The 17,803-nt window shown below is 71.7% G+C and carries 19 protein-coding genes; 6 read left to right on the forward strand and 13 right to left on the reverse strand.

Annotated elements, in window-relative coordinates; all coding sequences use genetic code 11:
• Window positions 1–47: 47 nt before the first annotated feature.
• Window positions 48–1,493, forward strand: a complete 1,446-nt coding sequence (locus AMK26_RS04300) for a PepSY-associated TM helix domain-containing protein (RefSeq protein ID WP_073752044.1) — start codon at window positions 48–50, stop codon at window positions 1,491–1,493.
• 4 nt (window positions 1,494–1,497) lie between these two features.
• Here AMK26_RS04300 and AMK26_RS04305 read toward each other — a convergent pair whose 3' ends face one another.
• From AMK26_RS04305 to glnII, 3 genes are all read right to left on the reverse strand, one after another.
• On the reverse strand, window positions 1,498–2,079 hold the full coding sequence (locus AMK26_RS04305; RefSeq protein ID WP_073752045.1) for a winged helix-turn-helix domain-containing protein: 582 nt from the start codon (window positions 2,077–2,079) through the stop codon (window positions 1,498–1,500).
• A 290-nt stretch (window positions 2,080–2,369) separates the two neighbouring features.
• Window positions 2,370–3,281, reverse strand: a complete 912-nt coding sequence (locus tag AMK26_RS04310; RefSeq protein WP_073752046.1) for a DUF6891 domain-containing protein — start codon at window positions 3,279–3,281, stop codon at window positions 2,370–2,372.
• Between the two features lie 162 nt (window positions 3,282–3,443).
• Window positions 3,444–4,493 (reverse strand): glutamine synthetase, encoded by a 1,050-nt coding sequence (gene glnII / locus AMK26_RS04315; RefSeq protein ID WP_073752047.1) that lies wholly within the window; start codon window positions 4,491–4,493, stop codon window positions 3,444–3,446.
• A gap of 195 nt (window positions 4,494–4,688) precedes the next feature.
• On the opposite strand from glnII, the gene AMK26_RS04320 reads away from it, so the two are divergent.
• Window positions 4,689–5,582 carry a Gfo/Idh/MocA family protein gene (locus AMK26_RS04320; protein ID WP_073752048.1) on the forward strand — a complete coding sequence of 298 codons (894 nt, stop codon included), beginning with the start codon at window positions 4,689–4,691 and terminating at the stop codon, window positions 5,580–5,582.
• A 35-nt stretch (window positions 5,583–5,617) separates the two neighbouring features.
• On the opposite strand, the gene AMK26_RS04325 is transcribed toward AMK26_RS04320, so the two are convergent.
• Both AMK26_RS04325 and AMK26_RS04330 read right to left on the reverse strand, forming a co-directional pair.
• The gene (locus AMK26_RS04325) at window positions 5,618–6,424 is read right to left on the reverse strand and encodes a hypothetical protein (protein ID WP_073752049.1); all 807 of its coding nucleotides are present in this window, start codon (window positions 6,422–6,424) and stop codon (window positions 5,618–5,620) included.
• An 86-nt stretch (window positions 6,425–6,510) separates the two neighbouring features.
• Complete coding sequence (locus tag AMK26_RS04330; protein ID WP_241837787.1) at window positions 6,511–6,963, reverse strand: MarR family transcriptional regulator; 453 nt, start codon at window positions 6,961–6,963, stop codon at window positions 6,511–6,513.
• Window positions 6,964–7,044: 81 nt separating this feature from the next.
• On the opposite strand from AMK26_RS04330, the gene AMK26_RS04335 reads away from it, so the two are divergent.
• Window positions 7,045–7,890, forward strand: coding sequence for an alpha/beta fold hydrolase (locus AMK26_RS04335; RefSeq protein ID WP_073752050.1), 846 nt, complete (start codon window positions 7,045–7,047; stop codon window positions 7,888–7,890).
• 115 nt (window positions 7,891–8,005) lie between these two features.
• On the opposite strand, the gene AMK26_RS04340 is transcribed toward AMK26_RS04335, so the two are convergent.
• A complete protein-coding gene (locus AMK26_RS04340) occupies window positions 8,006–8,368 on the reverse strand; it encodes an arsenate reductase family protein (protein ID WP_073752051.1) in 363 nt (120 codons plus the stop codon).
• Window positions 8,369–8,512: 144 nt separating this feature from the next.
• Between AMK26_RS04340 and AMK26_RS04345 the strand changes: the two genes are divergently transcribed.
• A complete protein-coding gene (locus AMK26_RS04345; protein ID WP_073752052.1) occupies window positions 8,513–8,788 on the forward strand; it encodes a hypothetical protein in 276 nt (91 codons plus the stop codon).
• A gap of 56 nt (window positions 8,789–8,844) precedes the next feature.
• On the opposite strand, the gene AMK26_RS04350 is transcribed toward AMK26_RS04345, so the two are convergent.
• On the reverse strand, window positions 8,845–10,479 hold the full coding sequence (locus tag AMK26_RS04350; RefSeq protein ID WP_073752053.1) for an alpha/beta fold hydrolase: 1,635 nt from the start codon (window positions 10,477–10,479) through the stop codon (window positions 8,845–8,847).
• A gap of 16 nt (window positions 10,480–10,495) precedes the next feature.
• On the opposite strand from AMK26_RS04350, the gene AMK26_RS04355 reads away from it, so the two are divergent.
• On the forward strand, window positions 10,496–11,680 hold the full coding sequence (locus AMK26_RS04355) for a winged helix DNA-binding domain-containing protein (protein WP_073752054.1): 1,185 nt from the start codon (window positions 10,496–10,498) through the stop codon (window positions 11,678–11,680).
• Window positions 11,681–11,732: 52 nt separating this feature from the next.
• On the opposite strand, the gene AMK26_RS04360 is transcribed toward AMK26_RS04355, so the two are convergent.
• Window positions 11,733–12,182 (reverse strand): hypothetical protein, encoded by a 450-nt coding sequence (locus tag AMK26_RS04360; protein ID WP_143608460.1) that lies wholly within the window; start codon window positions 12,180–12,182, stop codon window positions 11,733–11,735.
• 194 nt (window positions 12,183–12,376) lie between these two features.
• Entirely contained in the window at window positions 12,377–13,786 is a 1,410-nt protein-coding gene (glnA, locus tag AMK26_RS04365; RefSeq protein ID WP_073752056.1) for a type I glutamate--ammonia ligase, read from the reverse strand.
• A 209-nt stretch (window positions 13,787–13,995) separates the two neighbouring features.
• On the opposite strand from glnA, the gene AMK26_RS04370 reads away from it, so the two are divergent.
• Window positions 13,996–14,463, forward strand: coding sequence for an RDD family protein (locus AMK26_RS04370; RefSeq protein WP_073752057.1), 468 nt, complete (start codon window positions 13,996–13,998; stop codon window positions 14,461–14,463).
• Window positions 14,464–14,528: 65 nt separating this feature from the next.
• Here the strand turns inward: AMK26_RS04370 and AMK26_RS04375 are convergent, their stop codons facing one another.
• From AMK26_RS04375 to lipB, 4 genes are all read right to left on the reverse strand, one after another.
• Complete coding sequence (locus AMK26_RS04375) at window positions 14,529–15,236, reverse strand: DUF4191 domain-containing protein (RefSeq protein WP_073752058.1); 708 nt, start codon at window positions 15,234–15,236, stop codon at window positions 14,529–14,531.
• Between the two features lie 10 nt (window positions 15,237–15,246).
• The gene (locus AMK26_RS04380) at window positions 15,247–15,516 is read right to left on the reverse strand and encodes an SCO2195 family GlnR-regulated protein (RefSeq protein WP_073752059.1); all 270 of its coding nucleotides are present in this window, start codon (window positions 15,514–15,516) and stop codon (window positions 15,247–15,249) included.
• Between the two features lie 248 nt (window positions 15,517–15,764).
• Window positions 15,765–16,718, reverse strand: coding sequence for a lipoyl synthase (gene lipA / locus AMK26_RS04385; protein WP_073752060.1), 954 nt, complete (start codon window positions 16,716–16,718; stop codon window positions 15,765–15,767).
• A 117-nt stretch (window positions 16,719–16,835) separates the two neighbouring features.
• On the reverse strand, window positions 16,836–17,666 hold the full coding sequence (lipB, locus tag AMK26_RS04390) for a lipoyl(octanoyl) transferase LipB (protein WP_073752061.1): 831 nt from the start codon (window positions 17,664–17,666) through the stop codon (window positions 16,836–16,838).
• Window positions 17,667–17,803: the final 137 nt, after the last annotated feature.

Consider the following 17,803-nt stretch of genomic DNA (forward strand, 5'->3'; position numbering starts at 1 on the left):
CGCTTCCCCCTGCAGACATGCAACCAACGCCGACTCCTAGGACAGTCATGGCCATTGACGACCGCACGACGGCCCAGCCACCCGCCGGAACCGCCCCTTCGCCCACCGAAGGCCGGTCGACCTGGGGCGCCCTGCGCCCCCTCTTCCTCCGGATCCACTTCTACGCGGGGCTCCTGATAGCCCCGCTCCTCCTCGTCGCCGCGACCAGCGGACTGCTGTACGCCCTCTCCTTCCAGGCGGAGAAGGTCCTCTACCGCCATGAGCTCCAGGTCCCGGTCGGCGACCGGGTCCTCCCGCTCTCCGAACAGGTCGACGCGGCCCGCGAGGCCCACCCGGACGGCACCGTGACCGCCGTCTGGCCCTCCTCGGAGGACGGCGCCACCACCCGCGTACTCATGAGCAGCCCGACCGTCGAGGAAGGCAAGTCGCTCGCCGTCTTCGTCGACCCCTACACCGCCGAGGTACGGGGGGACCTGCCCAGCTACGGCAGTTCGGGCGCGCTCCCGCTGCGTACCTGGCTCTCCGAGTTCCACGCGAACCTCCAGCTCGGTGAGCTCGGCCGCAACTACAGCGAAATGGCCGCCAGCTGGATGTGGGTCGTCGCCCTCGGCGGCCTGGCCCTGTGGATCGGCCGCAAGCGCACCGCCAAGCGCGCCCTGGTCCTGCCCGAGCGCGGCCCCACGTCCCGCCGCCGCACCCTCTCCTGGCACGGGTCGGTCGGCCTGTGGGCCGTGACCGGCCTCGTCATCCTCTCCGCCACCGGCCTGACCTGGTCCCGGTACGCGGGCGAGAACATCGACGCCGTACAGTCGCAGCTCGGCGGCGCCACGCCCACCGTCTCCGCCACCCTCGACGGCGCGGCCGCGGATGGCGGCACCGGACACGAGGGCCACGGCACGGCCCACCACACCGCCCCCGCCCCCACGGGCCCCGACGTCGGCATCGACAAGGCGGTCGAGGCCGCCCGCGGCGCCGGCGTGGCCGGGAGGATCGCCGTCACCCTCCCGGCCGAGGGCAAGGGGTACGTGGTCAAGGAGACCGACACCCAGTTCCCGGTCCACCTGGACTCGGTGGCGGTCGACCCGGCCGACGGCACGGTCATCGACGAACTGCGGTTCGCCGACTACCCGGTGCTCGCCAAGCTGACCCGCTTCGGTATCGACGCCCACATGGGCGTCCTGTTCGGGCTCGCCAACCAGCTCGTGCTCGCCGTCCTCATGGTGGCGCTGATCCTCCTCATCGTGTGGGGCTACCGGATGTGGTGGCTGCGCAGGCCGACGCAGGAACGGAAGCTGAGCGCGGGCCGGCCCATGCCGCGCGGTGCCTGGCGCAAGGTGCCCGTCACGCTGCTCCTTCCGCTGGCCGCCGCGACGGCGCTGGTGGGCTGGTTCGTGCCCATGCTCGGCGTCAGCCTGCTGGTGTTCCTCGCGGTGGACGTGACCCTGGGCCTGGTGGCACGGGCGCGGGCGCGGTCCCGCGGCGCCGCCGCCTAGCGGTTCAGGGCGCGTACGTGTAGCCGACCCGCCGCACGGTCCGGATCGTGTGGCGGTGCTCGGCGCCCAGCTTGCGCCGCAGCCGGGCGACATGGACGTCGACCGTCCGCCCGTCCCCCACATGTCCGTACCCCCACACGGTGGTCACCAAGTGGTCGCGGGTGTGCACCCGGTGGGGGTGCGCGACCAGGTGCGCCAGCAGCTCGAACTCCAGGTACGTCAGGTCCAGCGGGCGCCCGGCCACCCGCGCGGTGCGCCGGGCGCCGTCAATCGTCACCGGCCCGTCGGACCAGTCGGACCCGTGGGACCAGTCGGACCCGTCGGGCCCTTCGCCCGGAGCACCGGCCGGTACGAGGACCAGGTAGCCGACCATCGGCGGCTGCCCCGGCAGCGAGGGCACGGTGTGCGGCGGCGCGGGCACCCAGGTGGCACCCGGCGGCAGGAACTCGGCGACGTCGACGCCGCCCGGCAGGCGTACGGGCTCGTCGCGCTCGTCGACGGCGCGCAGCCGGTGCCGGTTGCTCACGGACGTCGCGGTGGCGGTCGCGGTGGCGGGAACGGCGGAGAGGGTACGGGTGTTGGCCATGATGAGGTCAGCTCTTTCGCGCGAAGGGACGGGAGTACGTCATGCGCGTCGGCCGAAGGCCTGTCCGGGCAGCCGGGCTGGAGAAACAGGGTGCCGAAAGGCGTTAGAGGGCCGACGCGTTCGTCGCGCGGCAACACACCCGGTCGAAGTCGTGGTGCTGACGGGACGGCCAGAACGGCTGGAGGTCGCTGCGACCCGTCGCGGTGTTCTGAAGGCTGGCCATGCCCCCATTGAATCAGATGCCGATGCCGGGCACCCGCCCTTCTCGGCCCTTCCGGACCGGCAAGGCGTCACGGCAGCCGCTTGCGCCAATCCAGCCCCGTCACGATGATCGCCTGCTCCGGCGAACCGTCCCAGTCCACCGTCAACCCCTCCTCGCCGAGCGCCGCGACGACCTCCCGCCCGATGGCGGCGGTGGTCTCCTCGGAGCCGTCGAACCCTCCGTACAGCAGATACAGCCCATGCCCGGCCGCCGCGCCCGCGGTGCACTGCGAGTGGAAGAAGACGAAGCCGCGCGAACTCGCGTCCCCTTCCTCACCTATCTCCGACATCCCGCACGTGCGGCAACAGGTGAAGTCCTCCCGGGCGACGATGCCGCGCGCGTCGAGCGCGGCGAAGGCCCGCGCGACCCGCTCCGGGTCCGTCGTCCCCACCCACCCGGCCTGCTCCTCCAGCCGCTCCCGCCACAGCCGGTCCACCAACTGCCGCGCCTGCGCCGGCGACACCGGCCGCTCGTCCCCGCTGACCAGCCACTCCTCCGCGGCCTCGGCGAGCCGCGCCCGGTTCGCGTACCCGCACACCAGCAGCTCGCGCACATGCTCCTCGACCTGCTCGCGTATCTCCGCGGCCGGCTCCGGCACCGGCTCGGGCAGCGGCAGGCGGACGGGCTCCCAGGGCAGTCCGGCGTCCCAGGCGCTCTCCTGCCGGGCCCAGCGCACCATGGCCTCGGCGACCCGCCCCGCGTCGGCCAGCTCCACCATGAAGTGCCGCTCGGGCGCCCCGTCCCGGTGCTCCAACTGGTAACCGCCGCCGTCCGCGTGCCACACCTGGACGAAGACGTCCGGCACGTCCGGTATCCGCTGGACCACCAGGAAGCGGTCCCCGTCCGCGCCGATGCGCAGCACGAGATCCCCGAGCCGTTCCGCCGAAACGCGGGCGTACTCCTCGCCGTGCTTCTCCGTCTCCACCCTGATCGCAAGCATGAGCCCACTGTGGCAGACACCACTGACAGTGACCGCGGCAGCGACAACGCCGGAGGGCGCCCACCGGGAACGGTGAGCGCCCTCCGGTCGTGAACCGGGTGCCGGATCAGACCTGCCCGATCAGACCTGCCCGATCAGACCTGCCGGACCAAACCTGCCGGATCAGACCTGGCCGGCCTTCTCCAGCGCGGAGCAGCAGGTGTCCACCAGCAGGCGGGTCACCGTGTACGGGTCGACGTTGGCGTTCGGGCGGCGGTCCTCGATGTAGCCCTTGCCGTCCTTCTCGACCTGCCACGGGATGCGGACCGAGGCGCCGCGGTCCGAGACGCCGTAGCTGTACTCGTTCCACGGGGCGGTCTCGTGCAGACCGGTCAGGCGGTCGTCGATGCCCGCGCCGTAGTTCTTGACGTGGTCCATCGGCTTGGAGCCCTCGCCCAGCGCCTCGCACGCGGTGATGATCGCGTCGTAGCCCTCGCGCATCGCCTTGGTGGAGAAGTTGGTGTGCGCGCCGGCGCCGTTCCAGTCGCCCTTGACCGGCTTGGGGTCGAGGGTGGCGGAGATGTCGAAGTCCTCGGCGGTGCGGTAGAGCAGCCAGCGCGCCACCCACAGCTGGTCCGAGACCTCCAGCGGCGCCAGCGGGCCGACCTGGAACTCCCACTGGCCCGGCATGACCTCGGCGTTGATGCCGGAGATGCCCAGGCCCGCCTTCAGGCAGTTCTCCAGGTGGGCCTCGACGACGTCACGGCCGAAGATCTCGTCCGAGCCGACACCGCAGTAGTAGCCGCCCTGCGCGGCCGGGAAGCCACCCTCGGGGAAGCCGAGCGGGCGGGAGCCCTTGAAGAAGGTGTACTCCTGCTCGATGCCGAAGATGGGCTCCTGCGCGGCGAACTTCTCCGCGACCTCGGCCAGCGCGGCACGCGTGTTGGACTCGTGCGGCGTCATGTCCGTGTTGAGGACCTCGCACAGGACGAGGACGTCGTCACCGCCGCGGATCGGGTCGGGGCAGGAGAAGACCGGCTTCAGCACGCGGTCGGAGGCGTGGCCCTCGGCCTGGTTGGTGCTGGACCCGTCGAAGCCCCAGATGGGCAGATCGGCGACGCCGGTGGCGGCGGAGCCGGCCAGTATCTTCGTCTTGGAGCGAAGCTTGGCGGTCGGCTCGGTGCCGTCGATCCAGATGTACTCAGCCTTGATGGTGGTCACGGGGGGCCTCATCCTTTGCGGGTGCAGCGGTATGTCGCGCAGCTTCGCAATACGGGATTTCCCGACCGTTGCCCGTTTGTGAACCCCGTGTTACTCAGCTTTCCCGTGTTTCCCGCGGCGGCTGTGCGCGCGCGTGCGCGTTCAGTGGCGGCTTCGTATACGGGGCTCATGATTCCGGTACGGAGGACGGAGGGCAGACTGGCGGTCATGAACACCACGCCCCGCATCGGACTCCTCGGCACCGGACCCTGGGCCGACCGCACCCACGCCCCCGCCCTGGCCGCCCACCCCGGCGTGACGTTCAGCGGGGTGTGGGGCAGGCGCCCCGACGCCGCGGTGGCCCTCGCCGCCACGCACGGGACGCGGGCGTACGACGACGTGGACGCGCTGCTCGCGGCGAGCGACGCGGTGGCGTTCGCCCTGCCGCCGGACGTGCAGGCCCCGCTCGCCGCACGGGCCGCGGCGGCCGGGTGCCATCTGCTGCTCGACAAGCCGGTCGCGACGAGCGTGGCGGGCGCCCGCGAGGTGGCGGAGGCCGCCGACAGGGCGGGCGTGGCGTCCGTCGTCTTCTGCACGCTCCGGTTCGCCTCGGACACCGCCCCGTGGATCGAGGAGCAGGCGGCGCTGGGCGGCTGGTACCTGGCGCAGGCGCACTGGCTGGGCGCGCTGTTCTCGCCCGGGTCGACGAGCACGTACGCCACGTCACCCTGGCGCCGGGAGAAGGGCGGGCTCTGGGACGTGGGCCCGCATGTGCTGTCGGTGCTCCTGCCCGTGCTCGGGGAGGTGACGGAGGTCACGTCGGCCGTCGCGGGGCCGGGAGACGCCCGGCACCTGGTGCTGCGGCACGCGTCGGGCGCAGGCAGCACGGTCACGCTGAGCCTGAGCGCCCCGGTGCGGGCCTCGGATGCGGGCATCGCGCTCTTCGGCGAGCAGGGGCGGGCGGTGATGCCCGGGTGGGCGGACGCGGTCGGGTCGTTCGGGGCGGCGGTGGACGCGCTGCTGGGGTCGGTACGGAGCGGGGAGGCGCATCCCTGCGACGTACGGTTCGGGCTGCGCGTGACGGAAATCCTGGCGGAGGCGGAGGCGCGGCTCGCCGACTGAACCGCGCCTCCTGTCCGGGGGCTCCCGCCCGCCCGTCAGCCGACGCGTTCGATGCGGGCCTTGCGGATCAGGAACTTGCCGGGCTCGCGGACCTGCTCGAACGCCGCGTTGTTGAGCAGGGCGCAGCTTCCGGACACGGAGGTGACCTCGACGGTCGTCGACTTGTCGTTGTCCAGGTTGGTCACCTTGAGCTTGGTCCCGAGCGGGAACTGGTTGCTGGAGGCGGCAGGGGCGCCGCCCTCACCCGAGAGGGTCACGGTCGACCCGGCGCAGACCACCTCGCCGGCCTCACCACCGCCCTGCCGGCCGCCCTGCCCGGCGGGCGGCTGGGCCGTGGCATCACCGGCACCGTTGCCCGCGGCCTGCCCATTGCCCTGCCCATTGCCCTGCCCATTGCCCTGCCCATTGCCCTGCCCATTGCCGGCGCCCTGTCCGTTGTCGGCAGCCTGGCCATTGCCCTGGCCTGAACCCTGGCCATTGTCCGCGCCGGCACCCGGCGCCTGGCCGCCGCCCGCCTGAGCCCCTCCCGCCTGCGCGTCACCGGCTCCACCGTCCTCAGTACCGCCCTGCCCGACCTCGCAGCCGGCAGCGGCCTGCTGCCGCTCGATCTGCTCGATGACGGCCTGCCGGTTGGCGATCCGCGCCTCCGACTGGGCGTCCGGGTTGGCCCGTTGACCGGCGATGAACTTCTCGTTGTTGCTCAGCGCCGTGGCCAGACCGTCGCAGGCCACCGACGCCTGACTGGTCCCGGTCATCACGATCGCCGTGCCGCCGGCCATCGCGGCCGCGCCGACGAGCAGGGCGAGCTTCTTCTTACCGCTGAGCGTCTTCTTGCGTGACACGTAGGGGCTCCTGTCCCCGGCCGTACGGGGGAGCGACGGCCGGATCGGTTCCGTGTGTGCCCCTACGTACGAGTAGCAAGCCGGTTCTACTCAACTCCCTCCTCCCTCAGCAGACTTCGTACGCCACCCAGGAACCGTCGCACCGCCTCCACCTCGCCCTCCTCCAAGCCCCGCAGCAACGCCACCGTGCCGTCGATCAACGGCCCGAAGTGCGCCCTGCCCAGCTCCTTCGCGCGGTCCTCGACGGTGAGCCGCACGCGCCGCCGGTCGCGTTCGTCCCGTACGCGGGCGATGTGGCCGAGCCGCTCCAGGCGGTCGATGACCGCGGTCGTCCCGGCGGAATTGAGCCCGAGCTGTGCGCCGAGCCACCCGGCCGTGGCGTCCGTACCGGCCCGCTCGGCGTCCAGCAGGCAGATCAGGGCACGTACATCGGTGGCGTGCATGCCGTTACGGGTGGCGAACTCGGCCTGCCGCAGCCCGAACTCGACCGTGACTGCCCGTAGCAGATGGAAGATCTCCATCTCCTTCGGCATCTCCATGGACACGTGACACCTCCGGCGTATCATCTCGTTCATCGAGATTATCGCTGAGCGAGATGATCCAGCGACCCGGAGGCACCCATGGCGACCGACGCGTTCCTCGCGGCCTACGACGCCGTCCTCGCCCAATGGCCCGAGGGGACCGGACAGTCGACCGTCCCGACCCCCTACGGCAGCACCCACGTCAACAGCCACGGCCCCCGGAACGCCCCGCCCGTCGTCCTCCTCCATGGCGGCGGCGCCACCTCCACCGTCTGGTACGCCACCGCCGCCGAACTGGGCCGCACGCACCGCGTACACGCCGTCGACACCATCGGTGACCCGGGCCGCAGCGTGGCAGGGCCCGGCGACCGGCCGGTCCGTACCGTCGCCGACCTCATGGCCTGGCTCGACGCGGTCCTGGACGGGCTCGGGCTCGACTCCGCCGCCGTGTGCGGCCATTCGTACGGGGCCTGGACCGGCCTCCACTACGCGCTGCGCTCCCCGCGCCGCGTGACCCGGCTGGTCCTGCTGGACCCGACGAACTGCTTCGCCGGCTTCAGCCCCCGCTACCTGCTCCGCGCCCTGCCGATGCTGTTGCGCCCCACCCCGGCCCGCAACCGCTTGTTCCTGGAATGGGAGACGCGCGGGGTGCCCCTCGACCCGGCCTGGCTACGGCTGGACGCGCACACCGCCGGCTTCCCGGCCGCCAGACCGGTCAACGGGCCCCGCCCGTCCGCCGACGCGCTGCGCACCCTCGATGTGCCCACCCTCGTACTGCTCGCCGAGAGGTCCCGGGCCCACGACGTCCGCAAGGTCGCCGCGGCCGCCCGGGACCTGCCCGCCGTACGGACGGAGATACTGCCCGGCGCCACGCACCACGCGCTGCCGCTGGCCTCCCCGCCCGGTACGGACCGCCGTATCGCCGACTTCCTGACCCGTTCCTGACCGATCCCGACCGATCCCGACCCGGCCTCGACCCGGCCCCGACCCGGCCTAGACCCGGCCCCGCCCCGCCCCGCCCTCGACCCGGCCCCGCCCCGGCCCGATCCCGGTCCAGGGGTCAGGACCGGCTGAGCGCGTCCCGTACCGCCTCGTCCGTCCGGGCCACGACCGCCGTGCCGTCGTCGGCGGTGATGATCGGGCGCTGGATCAGCTTCGGGTGCTCCACCAGCGCCGCGATCCAGCGCTCACGCGAACCGGCCTCGCGCGGCCAGTCCCGCAGCCCCAGCTCCTTCGCGGCCGTCTCCTGGGTGCGGGTGATGTCCCACGGTTCGAGGCCGAGGCGGGTCAGCACGTCCTGGATCTCGTCGGCGGACGGCACGTCCTCCAGGTAGCGGCGGACGGTGTAGTCCGCCCCTTCCTCGTCGAGCAGCTTCAGGGCGCCACGGCACTTCGAACACGCGGGATTGATCCAGATCTCCATGCCCGTCACCGTACCCGCCTGCCCTTCCCACGACGGGTCAGAGCCGTGCTGGCCAGGGCCGATTGTCAGTGGGCGGCAGTAAAATCGAGGTAGTTCGTGAGGGCCCGGGGGAGGGTCCCCACACCGCGTACCAGGAGGTCGCCGATGGCCGTTGCCGCACTCACGACACTGCCCCTCGAACCCTGGAAGCCCCTCAAGAAGAAGCCACTGCCGGCGGGTCGGCCCCGCGAGTGGTACGTGTCCCACAACCGCCGCCTGAAGGCCATGCGGCTGGCGATCGCCCTGCTCGACTCGGGCGTCTACCACCCGTCGAAGGCCGACAACGAGACGATACGGAGCACGGCGGCGCGCATCGGCGTCCACCCGCCGTCCGACATCACGTGCCGGATGGTCCGTGCACTGATCCACAGCAGCCGCTGAGCACCACCCGTGCCCGCCCGCCCACAAGGGGGACCGGCGGGCACGGGACCGCGCCGCTACACCCCGGTCCCGCTGAACAGCGCGCCGATGTACGCCTCCAGGCGCGCCGCCAGCACCTGGGGCGTCAGGTCGGTACGGCCCAGCTCCCGCCAGGACCGGGCCACCCTGTCCGCGTACGGGGCGAACGCCAGCGTGTCCAGGAGCCGCCAGTACAGCCGGTCCCGAGGGTCCCCGGACAGTACGCCGCCGTGCGCGGCGTACCGCTCGGTGAACCGCAGCCCGCACTCCACCCCGTGCAGCAGCACCAGCGCCGTCGAGCAGTGCGCCACGTCCAGATCCGCCGGCCCCCAGGAGGTCTCCACCCAGTCGACGACACCGCTCAGCCGCAGCCCCTCACCGACGCCCGTGAACAGGACGTTGCCCGGATGGAAGTCCCGGTGCAGCAAGCAGCCTTCGTACGCCGGTGCCTCCCGCCCGATCACCTCCACCGCCCGCCGCCACAGCCCCGGCCGGGCCGTACCCTCCGGCAGCCTCACCCGCTCCGGCGACGTCCACGCCTGGTACGGGCGCGGGCGGGCCCCCTCCGGCACCGTCACGCCGTGGATGCCCACCAGCTGCCGCGCCAGCAGCTCGACGCGCGCGTCCAGGTCCGCCTCGTCGACCCGTACGACACCGGGCAGACGCGTCATCAGTAGCGAGGGCGCGTCGCAGAACTCCGCCGTGGCGTCCACGGCCACGCATTCCGCGACCGGCACATCCGTACCGGCCAGCAGGCCGAGCACCTCCGCCTCCCGGGTGAGCAGCCCCGGCGCGTGCCGCCGGTAGAACGGCTTGACGAACGACCGCAGGACGAGGTCCCGTTCCGTTTCCGTCCGCAGCAGGCGCATCTGTGACGTGCCGCCACCGAGCAGCCGGCGCACCGACCGCACCCGGTCCCCGTCCGGCAGTTGCTTCGCCACCCAGTCGAACGTCCGGGGCTCCGCCAGCACCGCGTCGACGAACCGCCGCCGGTCGTCCGCCTCGTCCCGCAGCCACCGCGCCAGGTGGTGGTCCGCCCGCTCCAGGTCCAGCCGCCGGTACCGGGACCGGACGGTGAGCGCCTCCTCGACCGCCTCCGTCACGGCCGGCGGAATCACGTGATCCGTGCCGGGGACGACCAGCACGGCCGTACCCTCGTACGCCGCGAACGCCTCCAGCGCCCGGGACGTCCGCCAGCTCTCCGGCCGCCGGAGGATGCCGGTGAACGCTCCCCGCCCGTCCCCGAACGGCACCCGCCACGCCTCCTCCGCGTACACGGCGGGCGCGCACAGCCCGATCGCCCGCACCCGTCGCCCGTAGTGACCGGCCAGGTCGGCGACGGTCTGGCCGCTCATGCTGAAGCCCACCAGCACCAGCTCGTCGCCCTCCGGCACCACCCGGTCGATCACCGCCCGCGCCTGGACGAACCGCCGCTCCAGGCTCAACTCCCGTAGCGCACCGCTGCTTTCGCCGTGCCCCGAGAAGTCCAGGGCGAGCGCCCGGCAGCCCCGCCCCGTGAACTCCCCAAGAAGCGGAAGGAGCCGCTCCGAGCTGCTGGTCCCCGCCCCGTGCAACAGCACCACGGTCACCGCCACCGCCACCGCCACCGCCGCATCGCGCGGCTCGCGCACCGTATGGCTGATCCGCTCCCCATCACATGTGATCGCGTCCATGGGTAGGTTCTATGCCATGCCCAGCCCCCGCCCCCGTATGACGGACGAAGAGCGCCGCACCCGCCTCGCGGTACGCCACCACCTCGCCCCGGCCGCCCGCGCGGCCACCGTCGAACAGGTGGCGATGTCCCTCACCGCCCTGCACGGCACCGACCCCGCCACCGTCCACCTCGCCGCCGGCGCCCGCCTCACCGACCCGGCCGGCCCGGTCGCCGCCATGGAACGGGCCCTGTACGAGGACCGCACCCTCGTCCGCATGCACGGCATGCGCCACACGGTCTTCGTCGTGCCCACCGCCCTCGCACCCGTCGTACAGTCCTCCACCACCCACGACGTCGCCGCCCGCGAGCGCGCCACGCTCATCAAGCAGTTGACGGCCGGCAGCACCCTCGACGAGGCATGGCTCGCGGATGTCGAGAAGTCGACCCTCGAAGCCCTCGCACGGCGCGGCGAGGCCACCGCCGCCGAACTGGCCCAGGACGAACCACGGCTGCGCGAACAGTTCGTGTACGCCCCCGGCACCAGCTACGAGCAGCGCCAGACCGTCTCCTCCCGGCTGCTGCGCCTGCTCGGCACCGAGGCCCGCGTCGTCCGCGGCAGGCCGCTCGGCTCCTGGACGTCCAGCCAGTTCCGCTGGGCGATCGCGCCCCCGCTCCCCGACATCCCGCCCGCCGAGGCCCGCGCCACGCTCACCCGCGCCTGGCTGGCCTCCCATGGCCCGGCGACCGAGGCGGACCTGAAGTGGTGGACGGGCTGGAAGGTCACCGACGTACGCAAGGCCCTCCAGGCCGTGCACGCCGTCCCGGTCGACCTCGACGACGGCACCACCGGCCACGTCCTTCCCGACGACATCTCCCCGACCGAACCTCCGGCCCCCTGGGCGGCCTTCCTCCCCGCCCTCGACCCCACCCCCATGGGCTGGCAGGCCCGCGACTGGTACCTCACCCCGGCCCACCGCGCCGCCCTCTTCGACCGCAGCGGCAACATCGGCCCCACCGTCTGGTGGAACGGCCGCGTCATCGGCGGCTGGGCTGTGCGCCCCGACGGCGAACCGGTCTGGCGCCTCCTCACGGACACCGACCCGGGCCACGAGGCCCACACCGCCATCGAAACCGAAGCGGCCCGCCTCCACACCTGGCTCAACGGCACCCGCGTCACCCCCCGCTTCCGCACCCCCCTGGAACGGGAACTTTCCGCCTGAGATGGCGGGGCGCCCGTAACGCGGGTCTACGGGCCCTCAGGGGTCCATCACCTCACCGGTCCTCTTGGAGAACGACCACGAACCTGTCGTCGTAGGGGCTCTTCTCGTCCTCCGGCATGAGCAGAAGCGACAGCGTGGAGCGTTCACCGGCGAAACGGACCTCGACGAAGGCTTCCTTCTCGCCCGCGGAGAAGTCCGCGGTGGCGGGGCGCTGGGCTGCGTCACCCCAGCGGGTCACCCACCGCTCCGCTTCGCTCCCGGTACCGCTGTCCTCGCGGGCCAGCTCGGACAGCCCCTCGGCGTCCCTGGCCTTGAGACGGGCCAGGACGTGCTCGGTGGTGGCGAGGCTGCCGGGGGTGGGGCGGCCCTCGACGGTCAGTTCGAGCCCGGCGGTGCCGTCCTTGACGCGTTCGGGTGTCCTGTCGGTGGAGAGGGCGTCGCAGCCGCCGAGCAGCAGCACAAGCGCCCCGACCAGCCACACCGACGTGGCCGCCCGCCTCAACAGCGCGTCTGACGGCCGGATGATGCTGATGTCGCCTCCCTCGGCGGCCGTGAGGACACCGGTGTGGTGCCACCTCTTGGAGGACGTGCTGGATCAACGGCAAGGCCGTCGGCCGTCCTCTCCGGAAGGAGAGCACGGCCGACGGCCCACAGACGGCCCAGGCGCGCGGAAACCCGCTCCGACCTGAGGCGATCCTAGATGTCGAAGTACAGCTCGAACTCGTGCGGGTGCGGGCGCAGCTGGATCGGGGCGATCTCGTTGGTGCGCTTGTAGTCGATCCACGTCTCGATCAGGTCGGACGTGAAGACGCCGCCCGCCTGCAGGTACTCGTTGTCCTCCTCCAGGGCGTCCAGGACGGCCGGGAGGGAGGTCGGGACCTGCGGGACGCCCGCGTGCTCCTCGGGGGCGAGCTCGTAGAGGTCCTTGTCGATCGGCTCGGCCGGCTCGATCTTGTTCTTGACGCCGTCGAGGCCCGCGAGGAGCAGGGCCGAGAAGGCCAGGTACGGGTTCGAGGACGGGTCCGGGGCGCGGAACTCGACGCGCTTGGCCTTCGGGTTGGAGCCGGTGATCGGGATGCGCATCGCGGCGGAGCGGTTGCGCTGCGAGTAGACCAGGTTGACCGGGGCCTCGAAGCCGGGGACCAGGCGGTGGTAGGAGTTCACCGTCGGGTTGGTGAAGGCCAGCAGCGACGGGGCGTGCTTCAGGATGCCGCCGATGTAGTAGCGGGCGGTGTCCGACAGGCCGGCGTAGCCCTGCTCGTCGTAGAAGAGCGGGGAGCCGCCCTGCCACAGCGACTGGTGGACGTGCATGCCGGAGCCATTGTCACCGAAGATCGGCTTGGGCATGAAGGTCGCGGTCTTGCCGTTGCGCCAGGCGACGTTCTTCACGATGTACTTGAAGAGCATCAGGTCGTCGGCCGCGGCCAGCAGCGTGTTGAACTTGTAGTTGATCTCGGCCTGGCCGGCGGTGCCGACCTCGTGGTGCTGGCGCTCGACCTGGAGGCCGACCCGCTCCAGCTCCAGGGAGATCTCGGCGCGCAGGTCGGCGAAGTGGTCGACCGGCGGGGCCGGGAAGTAGCCGCCCTTGTAGCGGACCTTGTAGCCGCGGTTGTCCTCGAGGGCGCCGGTGTTCCAGGCGCCGGCCTCGGAGTCGATGTGGTAGAAGCCCTCGTTCGCCGAGGTGTTGAAGCGGACCGAGTCGAAGACGTAGAACTCCGCCTCGGGGCCGAAGTACGCGGTGTCCGCGATGCCGGTGGAGGCGAGGTAGGCCTCGGCCTTCTTGGCGATGTTGCGCGGGTCGCGGCTGTACTGCTCGCCCGTGATCGGGTCGTGGATGAAGAAGTTGATGTTCAGCGTCTTGTCGCGGCGGAACGGGTCCAGGCGCGCCGTCGACAGGTCCGCGCGCAGCGCCATGTCGGACTCGTGGATCGCCTGGAAGCCGCGGATCGACGAGCCGTCGAAGGCCAGCTCCTCGGACGGGTCGAACGCCGTGGCCGGAATCGTGAAGTGCTGCATCACGCCGGGAAGGTCGCAGAAGCGGACGTCGATCATCTTGACGTCGTTGTCCGCGATGTACTTCTTGACGTCGTCGGCGTTCTGGAACATCCAACTCCTCCTACTCCCACCCGGGGGAGGGCGGGGTTGTAGCTCGGTCGTGCGGCCAGTGCGGTGGCACACGCTGGTTCTGACCCTAGGGACGCGGGATTTCTCAAGCGTGACCCATTTGTTTCGACCAAGTTAACCGGCGCGGGGGCTCGCGCGCCCGACCAGACCCGGGTCGAAGTGATCGAAAGCGGGCACAGTACGGTGGTCGGGTGGACAACAGGCAAGCAATCGGATCGTGGCTCTCCGGGCCGCGCGCGGCCGCCGAGGAGATGGGCGCCGACTTCGGTTACCGGGGTCAGCGGCTCGGCCTGCCGCAGGAGGGGCCGGGTTCCCTCGCCCCCCTCGGACGGCGCTTCGGCGCCCTGTTCATCGACTGGGCCCTGTGCATGGTGATCGCATACGGCCTGATCGCACCGGGTGACCAGGCGGCGGCGGGCAACTGGGCCGTGGTCGTTCTGTTCGTACTCAACGTGCTCACCGTGGGCACGGTCGGCAGCACGCCGGGTAAGCGGCTGCTCGGGCTGCGGGTGATCTCCGTCGCCGGTGAGCGGCTGGGCTTCGGCCGCGTCGCGGTGCGCAGCCTGCTGCTGTGCCTGGCCGTTCCCGCGCTCATCTGGGACCGCGACGGCCGTGGACTGCACGACCGTCTCTCGGGCGCCGTGCAGGTGCGCGGCTAGCGGTACGCGTACGAAGAGGGGCGCCCCGCCGTCGTGGCGGGGCGCCCCTCTTCGTACGCGTACTCCTAGCGCATCTTTCCGCCGCGCGGCATCCGCATGCCCTTCGGCATCGGCCCCTTCGGCAGCGGCATGTTGCTCATCAGGTCGCCCATCGCCCGGAGCCGGTCGTTGGCGGCCGTCACCTGCGGGCCGGAGAGCACCCGCGGCAGCTTCAGCATGGTCGTACGGACCTTCTTCAGCGGCACCTGGCCCTCGCCGTTGCCGACGATGATGTCGTGCACCGGCACGTCCACCACGATGCGGGCCATCCTCTTCTTCTCGGCCGCCAGCAGCGTCTTGAGCCGGTTCGGGTTGCCCTCGGCGACCAGCACGATGCCGGCCTTGCCGACCGCGCGGTGCACCACGTCCTGGTTGCGGTTCATCGCCACCGCGGGGGTGGTCGTCCAGCCGCGGCCCACGTTCTGCAGGACGGCGGCCGCCGCGCCCGGCTGGCCCTCCATCTGCCCGAAGGCCGCCCGCTCGGCGCGGCGCCCGAAGACGATCGCCATCGCGAGGAAGGCCAGCAGGAAGCCCAGGATGCCCAGGTAAACGGGGTGCCCGACCAGGAAGCCGATCGCGAGGAGGACGCCGAAGACGACGATTCCCACGCCCGCGACGACAAGACCGACCTTAGGATCGGCCTTTCGGGTCATCTTGTACGTCAGAGCGATCTGCTTCAGTCGCCCGGGGTTCGCAGCGGCGTCACCGCTGTCTGATTTTGCCTTCCTCGCCATGCTGTGAAGTTTACGTGGCCGAGGAAGTGCGGTCGGCCGCGGCCTCCAGTACGTGCTGTGCCTCGACCCTGTCCCTCGCCCGGCGCCGGTCCTCCAGGACGGACGTCCAGGCGTTGCGGCGGGCGGTGCGCTGGCCGCCGCTGAGGAGCAGGGACTCCACGGCGCGCAGGGCGTCGGTGACGGACGGGAAGGCGTTGGCCCGGACCTCACGGAGATCGGGTACGGCGTGTGTCCGGCGCGTCCGGTCTGCCTTGCGTACCTGCTGAGTCGCGGCCTGCATGTCGGGGTCCTCCCTGAGAGCGGGTTCGGCGGGAGTGGGGGAGTGACGCGCGCGCGGCGCACGCGGCGGCGTGTGCGCGGGGCGTACAAGCATCGTCACTGATTGGTGTTACCAGGGCGTGACCGACCGGTCAAACGCCGATGAAACACCGGTGTGGGCGCCGGTACGCCGACGCGGCCCGTGCGCGCCCCTCACCTGGGCGCATGCACGGGCCGCGTCGTCACGCCCACTGCCGCTTGTGCGGCGATTCACACAGTGGCCTGGCTCCGCCGCTCCATCGCCTGCTGGAACAGCCGGCCGGCCCGGTACGAGGAGCGGACCAGCGGGCCCGACATCACACCGGAGAAACCGATCTCGTCGGCCTCCTCCTTCAGCTCCACGAACTCCTGCGGCTTCACCCACCGCTCCACCGGGTGGTGGCGCACCGAGGGGCGCAGGTACTGGGTGATCGTGATGAGCTCGCAGCCCGCGTCGTGCAGGTGCTGGAGCGCCTCGCTGACCTCCTCGCGGGTCTCGCCCATGCCGAGGATCAGGTTGGACTTGGTCACCAGACCGGCCTCGCGGGCCTTGGTGATGACCTCCAGGGAGCGCTCGTAACGGAAACCGGGGCGGATCCGCTTGAAGATCCGCGGGACGGTCTCGACGTTGTGCGCCAGCACCTCGGGGCGGGAGGAGAAGACCTCGGCCAGCTGCTCGGGCACCGCGTTGAAGTCGGGGATCAGCAGCTCGACCTTGGTGTGGCCGCCCTCGCGCTCGGCGGTCATCGCGTGGATCCGGCGCACGGTCTCCGCGTACAGCCAGGCGCCGCCGTCCTCCAGGTCGTCGCGCGCGACGCCGGTGATGGTGGCGTAGTTCAGGTCCATCGTGACGACCGACTCGCCCACGCGGCGCGGCTCGTCACGGTCCAGCGCCTGCGGCTTGCCCGTGTCGATCTGGCAGAAGTCGCAGCGCCGGGTGCACTGGTCACCGCCGATGAGGAAGGTCGCCTCGCGGTCCTCCCAGCACTCGAAGATGTTGGGACAGCCCGCCTCCTGGCAGACCGTGTGCAGTCCCTCGCTCTTGACGAGCTTCTGGAGCTGGTTGTACTCGGGGCCCATCTTCGCCCGGGTCTTGATCCACTCGGGCTTGCGCTCGATGGGGGTCTGGCTGTTCCGGACCTCCAGGCGCAGCATCTTGCGTCCGTCGGGTGCGACTGCGGACACGGCTGGCTCCTACGGCTTCGATTCCTCGGCGAACACCAGGGTACGCCCGATAAAAGTGTGGCCTTCTCGGCGGCTGTCGTTACGCCCTGGCCAACCTCTGGCCAGACGTACACATTCCTAGGCCGACGCGACCGCCTCGGCCGGGGCGGCGGGGTCCGGTTCGCGCACGACCTCGCGGGGCTTGAGCTCCGCGTTCTCCAGTACGTCGCGCAGGTGCCGCTCCACCACCGGCAGCACCTCGGCGATGGTCACCTCCCGGCCCGCCTCCTCCGACAGCGACGCCACGCCCGCGTCCCGGATGCCGCACGGCACGATCCGGTCGAACCAGGTGTTGTCCGGGTTCACGTTCAGCGCGAAGCCGTGCATGGTGACGCCCTTGGCCACCCGGATGCCGATCGCCGCCAGCTTGCGGTCCTCGCGGCGCTGACCGGCGTTGGACGGGGCGTACTCGGGGCCGTTCAGGCGCGCGTCGAACTCCTCGTCGTGCAGGCGCGGGTCGAAGTCCAGCGACAGTCCGCCCAGCGACGGGCGCTGCTCCACCGGGTCGCCCAGCACCCACACCCCGCTGCGGCCCTCGACCCGCGTGGTCTCCACGCCGAACTCCGCCGCCGTACGGATCAGCGCCTCCTCCAGGCGGCGTACGTGCGCCACCACGTCCACCGGGCGCGGAAGCTTCATGATCGGGTAGCCGACGAGCTGGCCGGGACCGTGCCAGGTGATCTTGCCGCCGCGGTCCACGTCGATGACCGGCGTACCGTCCAGGGGCCGCTCGCTGTCCGCCGTGCGCCGACCGGCCGTGTACACGGGCGGGTGCTCCAGCAGCAGGCAGGTGTCGGGGACCTCGTCCGCGAACCGGGCGGCGTGGACCTCGCGCTGCATGTCCCACGCCCGCTGGTACTCCACCGCGTCCGCGCCGAAGCCCGCATGGACGAATCGCAGCTCACTCACGGCAACGCCTCCCTAGAACCTGTTCGCGCCCCACGCCACTGTACGGCGGCGCCGGGGATCCCGGACGGGCAGGTGCGTCCCCCGGCGTACCCCGCCGACGGCCGTCAGCGGCGCCCCTAATCCTCACACGATCGGAT

Origin of the sequence: Streptomyces sp. CB03234 (assembly GCF_001905885.1) — a bacterium.
GTDB lineage: Bacteria > Actinomycetota > Actinomycetes > Streptomycetales > Streptomycetaceae > Streptomyces.